The sequence below is a fragment of the Pseudomonas sp. ef1 genome, assembly GCF_007293365.2.
In the GTDB taxonomy this organism is placed as follows: domain Bacteria; phylum Pseudomonadota; class Gammaproteobacteria; order Pseudomonadales; family Pseudomonadaceae; genus Aquipseudomonas; species Aquipseudomonas siliginis.
On the sequence record NZ_CM129815.1, the window covers coordinates 1,573,948 to 1,591,917 of the forward strand.

A 17,970-nucleotide genomic window follows, 5' to 3' on the forward strand; every position below is an offset into this window, starting at 1 on the left:
GCGTTAGTCTGACCGTTCCCTGCTGTCTGCCGAGCTTTCCATGCCTGACCTGCTAGACCGCTACCCGCTGACCGCGGGCACCTATCACGAACTGCTCGACGGCAGCGGCGCGGTGCGCTCGCATTGGCAGCGCCTGTTCGATCAGTTGCAGCGCAGCAGTCCAGCGCAACTGGTGCAGCGCCAAGCCTTGCTGGCGCGGCAGATTCAGGAAAACGGCGTTACCTACAACGTCTATGCCGATCCCAAGGGCGCTGACCGGCCGTGGGAGCTGGATCTGCTGCCCCATGTGATCGCGGCAGATGAGTGGCAGCAATTGTCCGCCGGCATCGCTCAGCGTGCGCGCTTGCTCAATGCAGTGCTGGCGGATCTGTACGGTCCGCAGCGGTTGATCAGCGAAGGCCTGCTGCCCGCCGAGCTGGTATTCGGACACAACAATTTTCTCTGGCCCTGTCAGGGCATTGCCCCGCCCGAGTCAGCCTTTTTGCATTTGTATGCCGTGGATCTGGCGCGCACGCCGGATGGTCGCTGGTGGGTCACTGCCGATCGCACCCAGGCGCCGTCCGGGGCCGGCTATGCGCTGGAAAACCGCACCATCGTCTCCCGCGCCTTTCCCGATTTGTACCGGGATCTTAAGGTCCAGCATCTGGCCGGTTTCTTCCGCACCTTGCAGGAAACTTTGGCCCGTCAGGCACCGGAGGGCGATGACGCACCGCTGGTGGTGCTGCTGACACCGGGGCGGTTCAATGAAAGTTATTTCGAGCACCTGTATCTGGCGCGTCAGCTCGGCTATCCGCTGGTCGAGGGCGGCGATCTGACGGTGCGCAATGCCACCGTTTACCTGAAAACCCTCAGTGGCCTGCGCCGGGTGCACGCGATCATGCGCCGCCTCGACGATGATTTCTGCGACCCGCTGGAACTGCGTACCGACTCGGCGCTTGGCGTCCCCGGTCTGCTTGAGGCGGTGCGGCAGGGGCGGGTGCTGGTGGCCAATGCGCTCGGCAGCGGCATGCTGGAATCGCCGGGCCTGCTGGGGTTTCTGCCGAAGATCAATCAGTACCTGTTCGGCGAAGAACTGATCCTGCCGTCGATCGCCACCTGGTGGTGCGGTGAGGCGCCGGTGCTGGCGCAGGCGCTGGAAAAACTCCCGGAGCTGTTGATCAAACCGGCGTTCCCGTCGCAAAGCTTCGCCCCGGTGTTCGGCCGTGACTTGAATGAAAGCCAGCGCCTGGAACTGGCGCAGCGTATGCAGGCACGGCCTTATGCCTACGTCGCGCAAGAGCTTGCGCAATTGTCGCAGGCGCCGGTCTGGCAAGCCGAAGACGGTCATCTGCAACCCCGCGCGATCGGCATGCGCATGTATGCGGTGGCCAGCCACGACGGCTACCGCGTGTTGCCGGGCGGTCTGACCCGAGTGGCGGCCGAGGCTGATGCCGAAGTGGTGTCGATGCAGCGCGGCGGGGCGAGCAAGGACACCTGGGTGCTCAGCGACCGTGCGCCGAGTGGCGAGCAGTGGAAGGCGCAGCGCAATGTCGGCGTGCACGATCTGGTGCGGCGCGATCCTTACCTGCCATCGCGGGTAGTGGAGAATCTGTTCTGGTTCGGCCGCTACTGCGAACGCTGCGACGACAGCGCGCGGCTGCTGCGCATCATGCTCACGCGTTACGTCGATGGCGATGATCCGCAGGCGCTGCAGGCGGCGGTCGATCTCGGCGAGCGGCTGGCGCTGTTGCCGGATGAAGGCGAACTGCCGGAGCGCCTGCTCGCTGCGCTGCTGGGCGAGGACTGGTCGTTCAGCCTGCGTTCCAACTTGCAGCGCTTGCAGTGGGCTGCGTCGCAAGTGCGCGGCAAGCTGTCCCGGGAAAACTGGCAGGCGCTGGTCGAGTTGCAGCGCGAGGCGCTGGAGCTGGAAGTCGATGAACCGGACTTCGGCGAACTGCTGGATTTCCTCAACCGTCTGGTGATGTCGCTGGCAGCGCTGTCGGGGTTTGCGCTGGATGACATGACCCGTGACGAAGGCTGGCGATTTCTGATGATCGGCCGGCGCATCGAACGCCTGCAATTTCTCAGCAGCAGCCTCGCCGCGTTTCTGCGCGGTGCGGGTGCGTTCGATCAGGCGGGGCTTGAGTGGTTGCTGGAGTTGGGTAACAGCAGCATCACCTACCGCTCGCGCTATCTGGCAGTGGCGCAACTGATTCCGGTGCTCGATCTACTGTTGCTGGATGAGCAGAACCCCCACGCGGTGCTGTTTCAGCTGAAACTGGTCACCCGCACGCTGAAACGCTTGAACGACGACTTCGGCGCACCTCGCGAAACTGCGCTGCCACAGTTGGTCGAACGTCTGTCGCGGTTTGATCTCGGTTGTCTGGAGAACCCGCTGTTCGGCAAATCCAGCGTACGTGCCGCGCTGGATGGTCTGGCCGATCTGTTGCAGGAAATCGCCGAAGCCAGCGGCCAGGTATCGGATCGTCTGGCCCTGCGCCATTTCGCCCATGTCGATGATGTCAGCCAGCGAACGGTGTCCGTGTGATGAGCGCTCAATATCAGATCTTCCACGACACCTGTTATCACTATGACAGCCCGGTTTCCCTCGCGCAGCAACTGGCGCACCTGTGGCCGCGCGAATGCAGCTGGCAGCGCTGCACCGAGCAGCAGTTGCTGATCAGCCCCGAACCGACCATGCGCCGGGATGAGCTGGATGTTTTCGGCAATCCGCTGACACGGTTGGCCTTTGAGCGGCCCCATGACCAATTGCAGGTCAACGCCCGGCTGACGGTCGAAGTGCTGGCGCGCCCGGCGCTGGATTTCAATCACTCGCCGGCGTGGGAGCAGACCCGCGATGCGCTGACCTACAGCAGTCAGCCGTTGTCCGCCGACTTGCTCGAAGCCTGTCGCTACCGGTTCCAGTCACCTTATGTGCATTTGAAGCGCAGCTTCGTCGAGTTCTCGCAAAGCTGTTTTCCGCCAGGGCGACCGTTGCTGCTCGGCGTGCAGGCGCTGATGCAGAAAATCTTCAGCGAATTCACCTTCGATGCCGAAGCCACCCAGGTGGCGACGCCGCTGGTGGAGGTGCTGGAGCGTCGACGCGGGGTCTGTCAGGACTTCGCTCATCTGATGCTGGCCTGTGTGCGCTCGCGCGGTCTGGCGGCGCGTTATGTCAGCGGCTACCTGCTGACCCAGCCGCCGCCGGGGCAGCCACGCCTGATTGGCGCCGACGCCTCGCACGCGTGGGTATCGGTGTTCTGTCCGGTATCGGGCTGGGTGGATTTCGATCCGACCAACAATGTGCGGCCGGCGCTGGAACACATCACGCTGGCGTGGGGAAGGGATTTTTCCGATGTGTCGCCGTTGCGTGGGGTGATTCTCGGTGGCGGTAATCACGACCCGGAAGTGCGGGTTACGGTGATGCCTCAGAATTGATGAGTTTTCAAATGTGGGAGCGAGCCTGCTCGCGAAAGCGTCAGGTCAGCCAATAGATTTGTAACAGATATACCGCTTTCGCGAGCAGGCTCGCTCCCACAGGGGATTTTGGTGTGTCAGGGAACGAAGGGCTGTGAGGGCCGGCAGCAGAACTGCCAGCCCCGTCACAAATCCGCAGGGTCTGATTCGATCATCAAACCCGGTGGGGCTCAGGCGTCGGGCGTCTGATCTTTCGGTGCATCGGATGCATCAACATCATCATCGGTCGCCACTTCACCGTCAGGGTTCAGTGCCGCTTCTTCAGCGGTTTGCTTCTTGCGCTGAAGCTTTTCCTCTTTCTTCTGTTCCTTTGCCAGGTCTCGTTGACGTTTGGCGAAGGAGTAATTGGGTTTGGCCATGGGCGATCCTCTGGGGTCGAAGGTGAGGTTGAGCGGCGCGTATTCTGCCCTGTATCGGTGTCCGGGGGTTAACCGGGTTTTTGGTCGACCCACTTGGGCGTGACGGTCGGCTGCCACTGATCGAGGGCATCGAGCAGGGAATCTGGCGATTCGCTCACTTGCAGCATGTCACGGTGTGGCGCGCGAACGAAGCCTTCGCCGACGATATGATCGAGAAAAGCCGTGAGTTTGCTGTAGAAACCGTTCACTTCCAGCAGCCCCAAAGGCTTGCCGTGGTAGCCGAGCTGGCCCCAGGTCCAGACTTCGAATAGCTCTTCCAGCGTGCCGAGGCCGCCGGGCAGGGCGATGAATGCATCGCTGAGTTCGGCCATCCGCGCCTTGCGCGCATGCATGCCGTCGACCACTTCCAGGCGCGTCAGGCTCTTGTGGCCGATCTCCTTGTCCATCAGGCTTTGCGGAATGATGCCGATCACATCGCCGCCAGCGGCCAGCGCGGCATCAGCCACAATGCCCATCAAGCCGACCGCGCCACCGCCGTAGACCAGCGTCAGATTTCGCTCGGCCAATGCCCGGCCAAGGGCCACGGCAGCTTCAGTGTAGGCCGGCACGGTACCGGCATTGGCACCGCAAAACACACAAACGGATTTCAGCGACATGCGTTACTCCTGAGTCGATCAGGCGCACAGGGTAACGGCTGGCACGCTGCGCTCCAAGGACTAGACTTCGCGTTCGGGTGATTCAAAAGTACCGCTGGCGCCACAGGCGTAGGCGGCGAGCAAGCTGCACAACAGACCGTTAAAGAACATGACTGGCACTCCGTTTCAGTAGGTGGGCCGATCATAGGGCTGGCCGTACGAAATGGCCGTTAGATTGTGTCGATGGGTGTCATAGCCTGAAAGTTGTATACAATTTTTGACTCAAGTCATATGAACTTGCGATGATTTCAGGCAGTCTTTCCATCACTAGTGTTTTTGTTAACCCTGCCTTGGAGATTCACCATGTTTTCCAAAGTTGTTGCGGTATCCCTGCTGGCGCTGGCCAGCAGCCAATTGATGGCTGCCGAGTGCAAAACCACCGTTGATTCCACCGATCAGATGACCTTCAACACCAAGGAAATCGTGATCGACAAGAGCTGCAAGACCTTCACCGTCGAACTGACCCACTCCGGCAGCCTGCCGAAGAACGTCATGGGCCATAACCTGGTGATCAGCAAAGAAGCTGACATGCAGCCAATCGCTACCGACGGCCTGGCTGCCGGTATCGACAAGAACTACCTGAAAGATGGCGACGCCCGCATCATCGCCCACACCAAGATCATCGGCGCCAAGGAAACCGATTCGGTGACCTTTGACGTATCGAAGCTGGATGCCGCTGAAAAATACGGCTTCTTCTGCTCGTTCCCTGGGCACATCTCGATGATGAAAGGCACCGTCGTCGTCAAGTAAACCAGGCACAAAAAAAAGCGTCCCCCCGGGACGCTTTTTTGTGTAGGAGCTGCCGAAGGCTGCGATCTTTTGATCTTGATCTTGAAAGCAAGATCAAAAGATCGCAGCCTCGTTGCACTCGTCAGCTCCTACAGGCTCCTACAGGCTCGTGCAGGCATTTCCATACCTCAAGGCGCAAACGGCATCACGCGCTTGTGATGCGTCTTGTTGTACGTATCGACAATGATCTTCGCCGCCTCGTCCCGCACCGTTTCACCGTGCAGAAACGCATCGATCTCGGCATAGGTCACGCCGTGCGCCGCTTCGTCCGGCTTGCCCGGCGACAAGTCTTCCAGGTCTGCCGTCGGCACTTTCTCGACCAGCGATTCCGGCGCGCCAAAGCTGCGGGCAATCGCACGCACCTGATTTTTCACCAAGCCACTGAGCGGGGCGAGGTCGCAGGCGCCATCGCCGAATTTGGTGAAGAAACCCATCACCGCTTCCGCCGCATGGTCGGTGCCAATCACCAGACCGCCCGCCACTCCGGCAATCGTGTACTGCGCCACCATGCGCATCCGCGCCTTGGTATTGCCCAGCACGAAATCCACCGACGCCGCCGGTTTGCCTTCGAACGCTGACACCTGAGCCGCCAGTGCCTTGACCGCCGGGCCGATGTTCACGGTGTGGATTTCGTCAGGGGCGATGCAGTCGAGCGAAGCCTTGGCGTCGTGCTCGTCGAACTGGGTTTCATACGGCAGGCGCACGGCGATGAATTTGTAGCGGTCGTCGCCGGTTTTTTCGCGCAGTTCACGTACCGCGCGCTGGGCCAGGAGGCCGGCGGTCAGTGAGTCGACGCCGCCGCTGATGCCCAGCACCAGGGTCTTGAGCCCGGAATTGACCAGACATTCCTGGATGAACGTCAGGCGCCGGGCGACTTCGGCCTGCAGGGCCTGATCGTCGGCGAACGGTGGTTGCACCTTGAGCTGCTCAGCAATCTCACGCTGTACGGCTTGCATGAATTCACTCCTTGCTAGATAGACTGGATTCGGCAGGAACCTTGAACACATGTCGCAAATAGGCGACGAAATTCGGATCTTTGCAGTGGGTCTTGCCAGGCTCGTCGGAGATCTTCGCCACCGGCTGGCCGTTGCAGGCGGTCATTTTAAGCACGATGCTCATCGGTTCGACACCCGGGATATCACAAGTGAGGTTGGTACCGATGCCGAAGCTCACATTGATGCGACCGTGCAGCGCGCGGAAAATCTCCAGCGATTTGGGCAGGGTCAGACTGTCGGAAAACACCAGGGTCTTGCTCATCGGGTCGATGCCGAGCTTGTGATAGTGCGCGATGCACTTTTCACCCCACGCCACCGGGTCCCCGGAATCGTGGCGCAGACCGTCGAAGAGCTTGGCGAAGAACAGATCGAAATCGCCAAGAAACGCATCGGTGGTAATGCAGTCGGTGAGGGCGATACCGAGCAGGCCACGGTATTCGCGAACCCAGCAATCGAGCGCGGCGATCTGGCTGTCGATCAGGCGCGGGCCGAGTTGCTGATGGGCCATGATCCACTCGTGGGCCATGGTGCCCAGCGGTTTCATGTCCAGCTCGCGGGACAGATGCACGTTGCTGGTACCGACGAAACGCCCGGGGAAATCATGCTTGAGCACGTTGACCACTTCGGCCTGCACGCCAAAGGAAAAGCGCCGACGCGTGCCGAAATCGGCGACCTGCAATTGCGACAGCTCATCGGCCGAAGCATTGGCGGTCAGCCAGTCGAACTTGCGATACAGCTGTTCGCGTGCCTGCTCCAGCGAAGTCTCCCGGTAGCGATAGCGATTGCGCACTTCGCTGACGATCGCCAGCAGCGGCACTTCGTAGAGGATCACATGCAGCCATGGCCCGCGCAGACGGATGAACAACTCTCCGTTCTCGATGCCGGTGTGCAGGTAACGCAGGTTGAAGCGGAACAGACCGAGGAAGCGCAGAAAATCCGGTTTCAGAAAGCTGATACGCTCGAGAAAACTCAACTGATCAGCACTCAGGCTCAGCTCGGCCAGACGCTCGATCTGATGACGAATCTCGGCCAGATACGGACGCAGATCCTCGGCGTTGCGGCAGCGGAACTCCCATTCGACTTCGACGTTGGGATAGTTGTGCAGCACCGCCTGCATCATCGTCAGCTTGTAGAAGTCGGTGTCGAGCAGGTTCTGCACGATGCGATCGGCAAACACACTCTCGCTCATAAACGGGTCTCCAGTTGCGCCGCGCCTGGCGCGGTCTATATCGATGGCGCTAGTGGCGCATATCGGCGGTGGGGATTGCCAGCATTTTTTCAGAGCGCCGCAGATCCACTGTGGGAGCGAGCCTGCTCGCGAATGCGGTGTGTCAGTTAAAGATGATGTGGCTGACCCGACGCTTTCGCGAGCAGGCTCGCTCCCACAGGGATCCCGGTTGACCTCACACCGGGCTATCGATTTGTTCAAGCATCCATTTCACGAAATCCCGCACCTTCGGCACTTCCGCCGCGTGCTCCGGGTAGGCCAGGTAATAGGCATCGCTGCTGGGCATCGCATGCTGCCAGGGTATGACCAGTTTGCCTTCGGCCAATTCCTCTTCCACCAGAAACCGCGGCAGCAGCGCCACGCCACAGCCGACCTGGGCGGCGCGGATGCACATGTAAAAGGTTTCGAAACGCGGCCCGTGGTAGCTGTGTTCGGTGTGGTAGCCCTGACTGTCGAACCAGTCGTGCCAGGCCTGCGGTCGCGAGGCATTTTGCAGCAGTACCAGGTCGGTGAGTTGCGTCGGGTCAGTGAATGGCGTGTCCGGCAGGCTGCCCGGGGCGCACACCGGCACCAGTTGTTCGCCGAACAATTTCAGGCATTCGGTGCCCGGTCGCGATGCCTGGCCGAAGTAGAAAGCCAGATCGCTGCGCCCCTGCAACAGATCATCGGCCTCCTGTTCGTTACACAGATCCAGATGAATCGACGGATGGCGCAGGCGCCAGCCTTTCAGGCGCGGCACCAGCCAACGGGCGCCGAAGGTTGACGGGGTGGAGACGCGCAAGACTTCGGTTTCGCCGCCGTAGGAACGCAGGTAATGCGTCGACATCTCCACTTGGCTGAGGATTTTTCTGACCTCGACCAGATACAAATCCCCGGCCGGCGTCATCTGCAAACGCCGACGCACGCGGCGGAACAGCAAGTGCTGCAACAGTTCTTCAAGTTGTGCGACCTGTTTGCTCACTGCGCTCTGGGTCAGGTTCAGCTCTTCGGCGGCGCGGGTAAAACTCAGGTGCCGGGTCACGGCCTCGAAGCATTGCAGCGCGGTGATCGAGGGCAAGTGGCGTCTGTTCAGCATGGCCAGTCCTTTTTCTTGTCTTTCGCTAGGCAGCATGAATAAACGGAATGATATCTGGCGTAAAGGTCGTTTGTTGCATCGCCGCAGTGAGGCTACAACTAAAGGCCTGCCCGGCCATGCAAAGGATGGCCGCACACATTCTGTTTTTGCTTGAGGAGAGACCGATGGTAGCCGCATTGCTTGATCGTCTGGGAGTCAACCCGGCCCTGTACCAGAACGGCAAGGTGCCGGTGCATTCGCCCATTGATGGCAGTGAAATTGCCTCGGTGAACTGGGAGGGCGCTGCCGAAGTCGAGCAGCACATCAGTCGCGCAGATCATGCATTCGAGCAATGGCGCAACGTGCCGGCACCGCGTCGCGGTGAGCTGGTGCGTCAGTTCGGCGAAGTGTTGCGCGAGTACAAGGCCGATCTCGGCGAGCTGGTGTCGTGGGAGGCTGGCAAGATCACTCAGGAAGGCCTGGGTGAAGTACAGGAGATGATCGACATCTGCGATTTCGCCGTTGGCCTGTCGCGCCAGTTGTACGGTCTGACCATCGCCTCCGAGCGCCCGGGCCACCATATGCGTGAAACCTGGCATCCGCTCGGCGTGGTCGGCGTCATCAGCGCGTTCAACTTCCCGGTCGCAGTGTGGGCGTGGAACACCACCCTGGCGCTGGTCTGCGGCAACCCGGTGGTGTGGAAGCCATCAGAGAAAACCCCGCTGACCGCGCTGGCTTGTCAGGCGCTGTTTGATCGCGTGGTGAAAAATTTCAGTGATGCCCCACCGAGCCTGTGCCAAGTGGTGATCGGCGGACGCGATGCCGGCGAAGCGCTGGTCGATGATCCGCGTGTTGCGCTGATCAGTGCCACCGGCAGCACGCGCATGGGCCGCGAAGTGGCGCCGAAAGTCGCCGCGCGTTTCGCCCGCAGCATTCTCGAACTGGGCGGCAACAACGCGATGATCCTCGGCCCGAGCGCCGATCTGGACATGGCAGTGCGCGCGATTCTGTTCAGCGCCGTCGGCACCGCCGGGCAACGCTGCACGACTTTGCGCCGTCTGATTGCCCATGAGTCGGTCAAGGAAGAAATCGTCACCCGCCTCAAGGCTGCCTATTCGAAAGTACGCATCGGCCATCCGCTGGAAGGCAATCTGGTCGGCCCGCTGATCGACAGGCACAGCTTCGAAAACATGCAGGATGCGCTGGAACAGGCACTGAGCGAAGGCGGCCGGGTGTTCGGTGGCAAGCGCCAACTGGAAGAGCAATTCCCCAATGCTTATTACGTGTCGCCGGCCATCGTGGAAATGCCCGAGCAGAGCGATGTGGTCTGCAGCGAAACCTTCGCGCCGATTCTCTACGTGGTCGGCTACAGCGATTTCGAGGAAGCGCTGCGCCTGAACAATGCCGTGCCGCAAGGCCTGTCATCGTGCATCTTCACCACCGACGTGCGTGAGGCCGAGCGGTTCATGTCGGCGGTCGGCAGTGACTGCGGCATCGCCAACGTCAACATCGGCCCGAGCGGCGCGGAAATCGGCGGCGCCTTTGGTGGCGAGAAAGAAACCGGCGGCGGCCGTGAGTCCGGCTCCGATGCCTGGCGCGCGTACATGCGCCGGCAGACCAACACCGTCAACTACTCGCTGGAATTGCCGTTGGCGCAGGGCATTACATTCGATTAAGCAGCTACAAGCTTCAAGCTACAAGCGTCAAGCAGACCGGCTTGCAGCTTGTAGCTTGTGGCTTGCGGCTGCTCCGACAGGAGCTTGGCAATGCCGTTACGCGAAGAATGTCTGTGGGAAACGCTCACGCCACAACGCCCGGATAACGCCGCGCTCAGTGGCGAGGTCAAGGTCGATGTCTGCGTGATCGGCGCCGGGTTCACCGGGTTGTCAGCGGCGCTGCATCTGTTGGAAAAAGGCAAAAGCGTCTGCGTGCTGGAAGCGCATCGCGCAGGGCATGGTGGCTCCGGGCGCAACGTCGGGCTGGTCAACGCCGGCATGTGGATTCCTCCGGACGAGATCGAAGCCGGGTTCGGCGAGGCGGTCGGCAGTCAGCTCAACCGCATGCTTGGTGCAGCGCCGGCGCTGGTGTTCAGCCTTGTGGATAAATACAACATCGATTGCCAGTTGCGCCGCGAAGGCACTTTGCACATGGCACATAACGCGAAGGGCGAGGCGGATCTGCGCAGTCGCGAGCAGCAGTGGAAACGTCGTGGCGCGCCGGTCGAACTGCTGACCGGCAAGGCCTGCGAGCAAGCCACCGGCACGCAGAAAATCGCCGCCGCGCTGCTTGACCGCCGCGCCGGCACGCTCAATCCGATGGCCTATGTCACCGGGCTGGCCAATGCCGTGCGCGGGCTCGGCGGGCAGATGTTCGATCATTCGCCAGTGGCTCGCCTCGAGCGCATCGGGCAGAACTGGTCGGTGCAAACCGCCCAGGGTTCGGTACTCGCCGAACAAGTGGTCATCGCCTCCAACGCTTACACCGAAGGCGACTGGACCGAACTCAAGCGCAATTTCTTTCCCGGCTATTACTACCAGGTCGCCTCGGTGCCACTTACCGAAGACGCTGCGCAAGAAATTCTCCCGGGCGGGCAGGGCTCGTGGGACACCCGTCAGGTGTTGAGCAGCATCCGCCGTGACAAGGACGGGCGCCTGTTGCTCGGCAGCCTCGGCAATGGCAATCAGAAACCGACCTGGTTTCTCAAGGCCTGGGCTGATCGGGTGCAGCAGCATTACTTCCCCAATCTGAAGCCGGTCGAGTGGCAATGCACCTGGACCGGGCGCATTGCGTTTACCCCTGATCACCTGATGCGTCTGTTCGAGCCGGCGCCGGGACTGGTGGCCGTCACCGGTTATAACGGTCGCGGCGTCACCACCGGCACGGTGGTCGGCAAAGCCTTCGCCGATTACCTGTGCAACGGCAATCCGCTGGCACTGCCGATTCCCTTCGCACCGATGCAGCCCCTGGCCGGTGTGGGCTTGCGCAGTTGCCTGTACGAGGCCGGGTTTTCCCTGTATCACGCGGGCCAGTGCCTGCGCATCGTTATTTGAGTGTTGAAATTTGTTGCCGCAAGCGGCGCTTTTGCATCCAGCGACTAGCCTGTAATGGTGCGGGTTGTAGCAGTCCCGCACCAGCAGTGTGCAGTTCGGTGACGCGCGCTGTTACAGGCTGGTTGCACGTCGTTTGTCGCTGCGGTTGCAATGATGGCGCGTGCGGGTTGCGCCTGAAAAAACAAATGGTTTCACCTTCCGCGGTTTAGACGGTTGCACGCCCAATGAAAATGGGACCGAAACAGTCGAAATAACAACAATGCAGCGACTTTTTGAAGAATAAAAAACCGATGGCACGGGCCTTGCTCTGAGCTTTGAGTGAAGTGAAGTCGCAGTGCCAACTAAAAAAAACCTTGGAGCACCACCTCATGTCCCAGACGTTTTACAAGAAAGGCTTTCTGGCCCTCGCAGTCGCTACTGCGCTGGGTGTTTCTGCGTTTGCTCAAGCTGATATCAAGATCGGTGTAGCGGGTCCTATGACCGGTGCCAACGCGGCATTCGGCGAGCAGTACATGAAGGGTGCACAGGCGGCGGCCGATGCGGTCAACGCGGCGGGTGGCGTCAACGGGGAAAAAATCGTCCTGGTCAAAGGCGACGACGCCTGCGAACCGAAGCAGGCAGTGACGGTCGCCAAGGACCTCACCAACCAGAAAGTCGCCGGCGTGGTCGGTCACTTCTGCTCCTCTTCGACCATTCCAGCGTCGGAAATCTACGACGAAGCCGGGATCATCGCGATCACTCCGGGCTCGACCAACCCGCAAGTGACCGAACGCGGCCTCAGCGCCATGTTCCGTATGTGCGGACGCGACGACCAGCAAGGCATCGTTGCCGGCGACTACATCGTCGACATGCTCAAGGGCAAGAAAGTCGTTGTGCTGCACGACAAGGACACCTACGGCCAAGGCCTGGCTGACGCCACCAAGGCTCAGCTGGAAAAACGCGGCGTCAAGCCTGTGCTGTACGAAGGCCTGACCCGTGGCGAGAAAGACTTCAGCACCATCGTCACCAAGATCCGTGGCGCCGGCGCCGATGTCGTCTATTTCGGCGGCCTGCACCCGGAAGCCGGTCCGCTGGTTCGTCAGCTGCGTGAACAAGGTCTGAAAGACGTCAAGTTCATGTCCGACGACGGCATCGTGACCGACGAACTTGTGACCACCGCTGGCGGCCCGCAATTCACCGATGGCGTGCTGATGACCTTCGGCGCCGACCCGCGCCTGTTGCCTGAAAGCAAGACCGTAGTGGACGCGTTCCGCAAGGCCGGCACCGAGCCTGAAGGCTACACCCTGTACGCCTACGCCTCGGTTCAGACTCTGGCGGCAGCGTTCAATGGCGCGAAGAAAAACGACGGCGAAGCCGCTGCCAAGTGGCTGAAAGCCAACCCGGTGAAAACCGTGATGGGCGAGAAGACCTGGGACGCCAAAGGCGACCTGAAAGTCTCCGACTACGTGGTTTACCAGTGGGACAAGGACGGCAAATACCACCAGCTGGAAAAGCAGAAGTAAGGGCTGAAGCGATCACTCGGCTCACTTGAAACCCTGTGGGAGCGGGCTTGCCCGCGATGGCGTCAGGTCAATCGACACACAAGTTGGCTGATCCACCGCTATCGCTGGCAAGCCAGCTCCCACAGGTTTCAGTGGCGATCGGGCTGATCACGCTCCGACATTGCTCCGACGTACATCTGTATTTTTCCTAGAAGAACCGCGCGTCATGGGCGCGCAGGTTCTCACTGCGTGAGATTGCGTTATGGATGGTATTTTCCTGCAGCAACTGGTCAATGGCCTGACCCTCGGGTCGGTCTATGGCCTGATCGCCATCGGCTACACAATGGTCTACGGCATCATCGGCATGATCAACTTCGCCCACGGCGAGGTTTACATGATTTCCGCTTACCTGGCGGCAATCAGTCTGGCTCTGCTGGCTTACTTCGGTATCGAATCCTTCCCGCTGCTGATGCTCGGTACGCTGATCTTCACCATCGTCGTCACGGCGGTGTATGGCTGGGTCATCGAGCGTGTTGCCTACAAACCCCTGCGTAACTCGACCCGCCTGGCGCCGCTGATCAGCGCTATCGGTATTTCGCTGATTTTGCAGAACTACGCACAGATCGCTCAGGGCGCCAAACAACAGGGCGTGCCTACGCTGCTGACCGGTGCTTGGCGTGTTGAAGTCGGCACCGGCTTCGTGCAACTGACCTACACCAAAGTCTTCATCCTGATCGCCGCGTTTGTCGGCATGGGGCTGCTGACCTACATCATCAAATACACCAAGCTCGGCCGCATGTGCCGTGCGACCCAGCAAGACCGCAAGATGGCCTCGATCCTGGGGATCAACACCGACCGGGTGATTTCCTACGTGTTCATCATCGGTGCAGCCATGGCGGCACTGGCCGGTGTGCTGATCACCATGAACTACGGCACGTTCGACTTCTATGCCGGCTTCATCATCGGCATCAAGGCGTTCACCGCAGCGGTGCTGGGCGGCATCGGTTCACTGCCCGGCGCGATGCTCGGCGGGATCATCCTCGGCATCTCCGAGTCGCTGTTCTCCGGTCTGGTCAACTCCGACTACAAAGACGTGTTCAGTTTCTCGCTGCTCGTCCTCGTACTGGTCTTCCGGCCGCAGGGCCTGTTGGGCCGTCCTCTTGTGTCGAAGGTGTAAGCGATGTCTGCAACCACTGAAAAATCCATCGATATCAAAAAAAGTCTGGTCGAGGCGATTCTTGCCGGCCTGATTGCGCTGATCGTGTTCGGGCCGATTGTCGGCGTGGTCCTCGACGGCTACAGCTTCAACCTCGAAGCGACTCGCGTGGCGTGGATCATTGCCATCGTCATGGCCGGGCGCTTTGCCCTCAGCCTGTTCCTGCAAACACCCAAAGGCTTGAAGATCCTCGACGGATTCGAGAGCAGCGGTTCCGGTGTGCACGTGCTGCCGGCGGATTACAAATCACGGCTGCGCTGGATCATCCCGCTGATTATCGTGCTGGCGATCATCGTGCCGTTTGTCTCCAACTCCTATCTGCTGGGCGTGGTCATCCTCGGTTTGATCTACGTACTGCTGGGGCTGGGGCTGAACATTGTGGTCGGTCTGGCGGGGCTGCTCGATCTCGGTTACGTGGCGTTCTACGCCATCGGCGCCTACGGTCTGGCATTGGGTTATCAATATCTGGGGCTGGGTTTCTGGACCGTGCTGCCGCTGGCGGCAATCACCGCAGGCCTGGCTGGCTGCATTCTCGGTTTCCCGGTGTTGCGTCTGCACGGTGACTATCTGGCGATCGTGACCCTGGGCTTCGGCGAAATCATTCGTCTGGTGCTGAACAACTGGCTGTCGCTGACTGGCGGCCCGAACGGCATGCCGGCGCCATTGCCGACGTTCTTCGGTCTGGAGTTCGGCAAGCGGGCGAAGGATGGCGGGGTGCCGTTTCATGAGTTCTTCGGTCTGACCTACAACCCCGACGTGAAGTATTACTTCATCTACGCGGTGCTGTTCCTGGTGGTGCTGGCGGTGTTGTACGTCAAGCATCGGCTGGTGAAGATGCCGGTCGGTCGCGCCTGGGAAGCCCTGCGTGAAGATGAAATCGCCTGCCGTTCAATGGGCCTGAACCACGTACTGGTCAAGCTCTCGGCGTTCGCCATCGGTGCGTCGACGGCGGGTCTGGCCGGGGTGTTCTTCGCCACCTATCAAGGCTTCGTCAACCCGACCTCGTTCACCTTCTTCGAGTCGGCGCTGATCCTCGCCATCGTCGTGCTCGGCGGCATGGGTTCGACCATCGGCGTGGTCATCGCCGCATTCGTGCTCACCGTCGCCCCGGAACTGCTGCGCGGCTTCGCTGAGTACCGCGTGCTGCTGTTCGGCATCCTGATGGTGTTGATGATGATCTGGCGACCACGCGGGTTGATCCGCATCAGCCGCACCGGGGTCAAACCACGCAAAGGTGCCATTCACTACGAGAGGACTGCGCCATGAGTGAAGTCGTACTCTCTGTTGAAAAACTGATGATGCATTTCGGTGGCATCAAGGCTTTGAGCGATGTCAGCCTGAAGGTCAAACGCAATTCGATCTTCGCCCTGATCGGCCCCAACGGCGCCGGCAAGACCACGGTGTTCAACTGCCTGACCGGTTTCTACAAGGCCACGGGCGGCAAGATCGAACTCAACGTGCGCGGCCAGCAGACCAATGTCATCCAGCTGCTGGGCGAGTCGTTCAAAGCGACCGATTTCGTCTCGCCGAAATCCTTCCTCAGCCGCATGTACTACAAAATGTTCGGCGGTACTCACCTGGTGAACCGTGCCGGTCTCGCCCGTACGTTCCAGAACATTCGCCTGTTCAAGGAAATGTCGGTGCTGGAAAACCTGCTGGTGGCGCAGCACATGTGGGTCAACCGCAACATGCTCGCCGGCATCCTCAACACCAAGGGCTATCGCAAGGCCGAGAGTGATGCGCTGGATGTCGCGTTCTACTGGCTCGAAGTGGTCGATCTGGTGGACTGCGCCAACCGTCTCGCCGGTGAACTCTCGTACGGCCAGCAACGGCGTCTGGAGATCGCCCGGGCCATGTGCACGCGGCCGCAGATCATCTGCCTCGACGAACCGGCCGCCGGCCTCAATCCTCAGGAAACCGAAGCGCTCAGCGCGATGATCCGGCTGCTGCGCGACGAGCACGATCTGACCGTGGTGCTGATCGAACACGACATGGGCATGGTTATGAGCATTTCCGACCACATCGTGGTGCTGGACCACGGCATCGTCATCGCTGAGGGCGGACCGGAAGCGATCCGCAATGATCCAAAAGTGATCGCGGCCTACCTGGGCGCCGATGAAGAGGAGCTGGTATGAGCCAACCGATCCTCGAACTACGCAATCTGGACGTGTTCTACGGCCCGATTCAGGCGCTCAAAGGCGTTTCCCTGCAAATCAACGAAGGCGAGACCGTCAGCCTGATCGGCTCAAACGGCGCCGGCAAGTCGACCTTGCTGATGTCGATCTTCGGCCAGCCGAGAGCGGCGGGCGGGCAGATTCTCTATCAGGGCGTCGACATCACGCAGAAGTCCTCGCACTACATCGCCTCCAACGGTATCGCGCAGTCGCCGGAAGGGCGGCGGGTTTTCCCCGACATGACCGTCGAGGAAAACCTGCTGATGGGCACCATACCGATTGGCGACAAGTACGCCAAAGAGGACATGCAGCGCATGTTCGAGCTGTTTCCACGGCTTGAGGAGCGGCGCAATCAGCGGGCGATGACCATGTCTGGCGGTGAACAGCAGATGCTCGCCATCGCCCGTGCGCTGATGAGCCGGCCGAAGCTGTTGCTGCTCGATGAACCGAGCCTCGGGTTGGCGCCGATTGTGGTGAAGCAAATCTTCGCCACGCTGCGTGAGTTGGCAAAAACCGGCATGACCATTTTTCTGGTCGAGCAGAACGCCAACCATGCGCTGAAGCTGTCGGACCGGGCATATGTGATGGTCAACGGCGAAATCCGTCTGACCGGCACCGGCAAAGAGCTTTTGGTGAATGAGGAGGTGCGTAACGCCTATCTGGGCGGGCACTGATTCTTCTCGCGGTTGTACACAGCCCCGGCGACGCAAGTCCCGGGGTTTTTTTATCCTTCAAACTCACTGTGTAGGAGCTGCCGAAGGCTGCGATCTTTTGATCTTAAAAAAATCAGAAGATCGCAGCCTTCGGCAGCTCCTACATGGAATCAAGGCATGACATCAAGCGGAATTCAGAATTGTGGAAAACAAATTCCCCAAGCTGCCAAAGCGCGACATATAGACGCTGCAAATGGCTGTTTTTGCACAGTTTTGACTTGTCCCCGGTTACTGTGGAGCTGGCTGTGAATAACGTGGGTGTATCTGGCTGCAAGCCTTATGAAACGTGGCTTGCAGGGATGTGTTTGTTTTTTGATCAGGCATTTTTGCTGGAGCGCGCGGCGTCGTTGTCAACCTTTTTCTGGGGAGCAGAGACATGGCAATTCCATGTGCGCAAGCCTGTGGATAAGTCTGTGACTAAACTCTGGAAAGACCTCGCGGAGCGCCGTAATTGCTGGCCTCGCGCAATCACCCGGTGACACCGTCCGTCGTGCAAAATGCCCTGTCCCGCACATCCCCCGCCTCACGGTCAAGCAAAAAACTTTCCATTTCGCCCGCAAAGCCTTGTGTGGCGCGGCTTTGCGCGTTTGCACTTGCCCCCGGAAACTGTGGAGCAGATTGTGGATAACATGCGTGCACATGGCTGCAGGCCACGCAGGCTAAGGTCTTGGCGCACTTGGTTGATTTTTGTACAGCTGGCAAGTGTTGCCCGTATTCGCGAGGGCGGGCATGCTGCCTGCTGATTTTCTATTCCAAGGGC

15 protein-coding genes are annotated in these 17,970 nt (G+C 60.2%); 10 read left to right on the forward strand and 5 right to left on the reverse strand.

Going from position 1 to position 17,970, the window contains the following annotated elements; all coding sequences use genetic code 11:
• Nucleotides 1-40: 40 nt before the first annotated feature.
• Both FEE99_RS07185 and FEE99_RS07190 read left to right on the forward strand, forming a co-directional pair.
• Nucleotides 41-2,527, forward strand: coding sequence for a circularly permuted type 2 ATP-grasp protein (locus FEE99_RS07185; RefSeq protein WP_041480722.1), 2,487 nt, complete (start codon nucleotides 41-43; stop codon nucleotides 2,525-2,527).
• On the forward strand, nucleotides 2,527-3,417 hold the full coding sequence (locus FEE99_RS07190; protein WP_041480721.1) for a transglutaminase family protein: 891 nt from the start codon (nucleotides 2,527-2,529) through the stop codon (nucleotides 3,415-3,417). The genes FEE99_RS07185 and FEE99_RS07190 overlap by 1 nt, the downstream gene beginning before the upstream one ends.
• A gap of 209 nt (nucleotides 3,418-3,626) precedes the next feature.
• On the opposite strand, the gene FEE99_RS07195 is transcribed toward FEE99_RS07190, so the two are convergent.
• Both FEE99_RS07195 and FEE99_RS07200 read right to left on the reverse strand, forming a co-directional pair.
• Nucleotides 3,627-3,815 (reverse strand): hypothetical protein, encoded by a 189-nt coding sequence (locus tag FEE99_RS07195; RefSeq protein WP_016771927.1) that lies wholly within the window; start codon nucleotides 3,813-3,815, stop codon nucleotides 3,627-3,629.
• A 68-nt stretch (nucleotides 3,816-3,883) separates the two neighbouring features.
• Nucleotides 3,884-4,471 (reverse strand): LOG family protein, encoded by a 588-nt coding sequence (locus FEE99_RS07200; protein WP_041480720.1) that lies wholly within the window; start codon nucleotides 4,469-4,471, stop codon nucleotides 3,884-3,886.
• A 342-nt stretch (nucleotides 4,472-4,813) separates the two neighbouring features.
• Here FEE99_RS07200 and azu point away from each other — a divergent pair, with 342 nt between their 5' ends.
• Nucleotides 4,814-5,260, forward strand: coding sequence for an azurin (gene azu, locus FEE99_RS07205; protein ID WP_041480719.1), 447 nt, complete (start codon nucleotides 4,814-4,816; stop codon nucleotides 5,258-5,260).
• A 167-nt stretch (nucleotides 5,261-5,427) separates the two neighbouring features.
• Here the strand turns inward: azu and nadE are convergent, their stop codons facing one another.
• The 3 genes from nadE to FEE99_RS07220 form a co-directional block, all read right to left on the reverse strand.
• Nucleotides 5,428-6,255, reverse strand: coding sequence for an ammonia-dependent NAD(+) synthetase (gene nadE, locus FEE99_RS07210; protein ID WP_041480718.1), 828 nt, complete (start codon nucleotides 6,253-6,255; stop codon nucleotides 5,428-5,430).
• A gap of 4 nt (nucleotides 6,256-6,259) precedes the next feature.
• Nucleotides 6,260-7,483, reverse strand: coding sequence for a nicotinate phosphoribosyltransferase (gene pncB / locus FEE99_RS07215; protein WP_041480717.1), 1,224 nt, complete (start codon nucleotides 7,481-7,483; stop codon nucleotides 6,260-6,262).
• A gap of 214 nt (nucleotides 7,484-7,697) precedes the next feature.
• Nucleotides 7,698-8,597, reverse strand: coding sequence for a LysR family transcriptional regulator (locus FEE99_RS07220; protein ID WP_041480716.1), 900 nt, complete (start codon nucleotides 8,595-8,597; stop codon nucleotides 7,698-7,700).
• A 164-nt stretch (nucleotides 8,598-8,761) separates the two neighbouring features.
• Between FEE99_RS07220 and amaB the strand changes: the two genes are divergently transcribed.
• From amaB to FEE99_RS07255, 7 genes are all read left to right on the forward strand, one after another.
• Nucleotides 8,762-10,252, forward strand: coding sequence for an L-piperidine-6-carboxylate dehydrogenase (amaB, locus tag FEE99_RS07225; protein WP_041480715.1), 1,491 nt, complete (start codon nucleotides 8,762-8,764; stop codon nucleotides 10,250-10,252).
• A 90-nt stretch (nucleotides 10,253-10,342) separates the two neighbouring features.
• On the forward strand, nucleotides 10,343-11,626 hold the full coding sequence (gene amaA, locus FEE99_RS07230) for an L-pipecolate oxidase (RefSeq protein ID WP_041480714.1): 1,284 nt from the start codon (nucleotides 10,343-10,345) through the stop codon (nucleotides 11,624-11,626).
• A gap of 368 nt (nucleotides 11,627-11,994) precedes the next feature.
• Entirely contained in the window at nucleotides 11,995-13,128 is a 1,134-nt protein-coding gene (locus FEE99_RS07235; protein WP_041480713.1) for an ABC transporter substrate-binding protein, read from the forward strand.
• A 241-nt stretch (nucleotides 13,129-13,369) separates the two neighbouring features.
• On the forward strand, nucleotides 13,370-14,284 hold the full coding sequence (locus FEE99_RS07240) for an ABC transporter permease subunit (RefSeq protein WP_041480712.1): 915 nt from the start codon (nucleotides 13,370-13,372) through the stop codon (nucleotides 14,282-14,284).
• Nucleotides 14,285-14,287: 3 nt separating this feature from the next.
• Entirely contained in the window at nucleotides 14,288-15,589 is a 1,302-nt protein-coding gene (gene livM, locus FEE99_RS07245; RefSeq protein ID WP_041480711.1) for a high-affinity branched-chain amino acid ABC transporter permease LivM, read from the forward strand.
• On the forward strand, nucleotides 15,586-16,458 hold the full coding sequence (locus FEE99_RS07250) for an ABC transporter ATP-binding protein (RefSeq protein ID WP_041480710.1): 873 nt from the start codon (nucleotides 15,586-15,588) through the stop codon (nucleotides 16,456-16,458). The genes livM and FEE99_RS07250 overlap by 4 nt, the downstream gene beginning before the upstream one ends.
• The gene (locus FEE99_RS07255; RefSeq protein WP_016771915.1) at nucleotides 16,455-17,171 is read left to right on the forward strand and encodes an ABC transporter ATP-binding protein; all 717 of its coding nucleotides are present in this window, start codon (nucleotides 16,455-16,457) and stop codon (nucleotides 17,169-17,171) included. Before FEE99_RS07250 ends, FEE99_RS07255 begins: the two co-directional genes overlap by 4 nt.
• Nucleotides 17,172-17,970: the final 799 nt, after the last annotated feature.

What these genes read in the sequence shown, in the direction of transcription:
- FEE99_RS07185 (WP_041480722.1), top strand. Translation starts at nt 41, where the DNA reads ATGCCTGACCTGCTAGACCGCTACCCGCTGACCGCGGGCACCTATCAC.
- FEE99_RS07190 (WP_041480721.1), top strand. Translation starts at nt 2,527, where the DNA reads ATGAGCGCTCAATATCAGATCTTCCACGACACCTGTTATCACTATGAC.
- FEE99_RS07195 (WP_016771927.1), bottom strand. Translation starts at nt 3,815, where the DNA reads ATGGCCAAACCCAATTACTCCTTCGCCAAACGTCAACGAGACCTGGCA.
- FEE99_RS07200 (WP_041480720.1), bottom strand. Translation starts at nt 4,471, where the DNA reads ATGTCGCTGAAATCCGTTTGTGTGTTTTGCGGTGCCAATGCCGGTACC.
- azu (WP_041480719.1), top strand. Translation starts at nt 4,814, where the DNA reads ATGTTTTCCAAAGTTGTTGCGGTATCCCTGCTGGCGCTGGCCAGCAGC.
- nadE (WP_041480718.1), bottom strand. Translation starts at nt 6,255, where the DNA reads ATGCAAGCCGTACAGCGTGAGATTGCTGAGCAGCTCAAGGTGCAACCA.
- pncB (WP_041480717.1), bottom strand. Translation starts at nt 7,483, where the DNA reads ATGAGCGAGAGTGTGTTTGCCGATCGCATCGTGCAGAACCTGCTCGAC.
- FEE99_RS07220 (WP_041480716.1), bottom strand. Translation starts at nt 8,597, where the DNA reads ATGCTGAACAGACGCCACTTGCCCTCGATCACCGCGCTGCAATGCTTC.
- amaB (WP_041480715.1), top strand. Translation starts at nt 8,762, where the DNA reads ATGGTAGCCGCATTGCTTGATCGTCTGGGAGTCAACCCGGCCCTGTAC.
- amaA (WP_041480714.1), top strand. Translation starts at nt 10,343, where the DNA reads ATGCCGTTACGCGAAGAATGTCTGTGGGAAACGCTCACGCCACAACGC.
- FEE99_RS07235 (WP_041480713.1), top strand. Translation starts at nt 11,995, where the DNA reads ATGTCCCAGACGTTTTACAAGAAAGGCTTTCTGGCCCTCGCAGTCGCT.
- FEE99_RS07240 (WP_041480712.1), top strand. Translation starts at nt 13,370, where the DNA reads ATGGATGGTATTTTCCTGCAGCAACTGGTCAATGGCCTGACCCTCGGG.
- livM (WP_041480711.1), top strand. Translation starts at nt 14,288, where the DNA reads ATGTCTGCAACCACTGAAAAATCCATCGATATCAAAAAAAGTCTGGTC.
- FEE99_RS07250 (WP_041480710.1), top strand. Translation starts at nt 15,586, where the DNA reads ATGAGTGAAGTCGTACTCTCTGTTGAAAAACTGATGATGCATTTCGGT.
- FEE99_RS07255 (WP_016771915.1), top strand. Translation starts at nt 16,455, where the DNA reads ATGAGCCAACCGATCCTCGAACTACGCAATCTGGACGTGTTCTACGGC.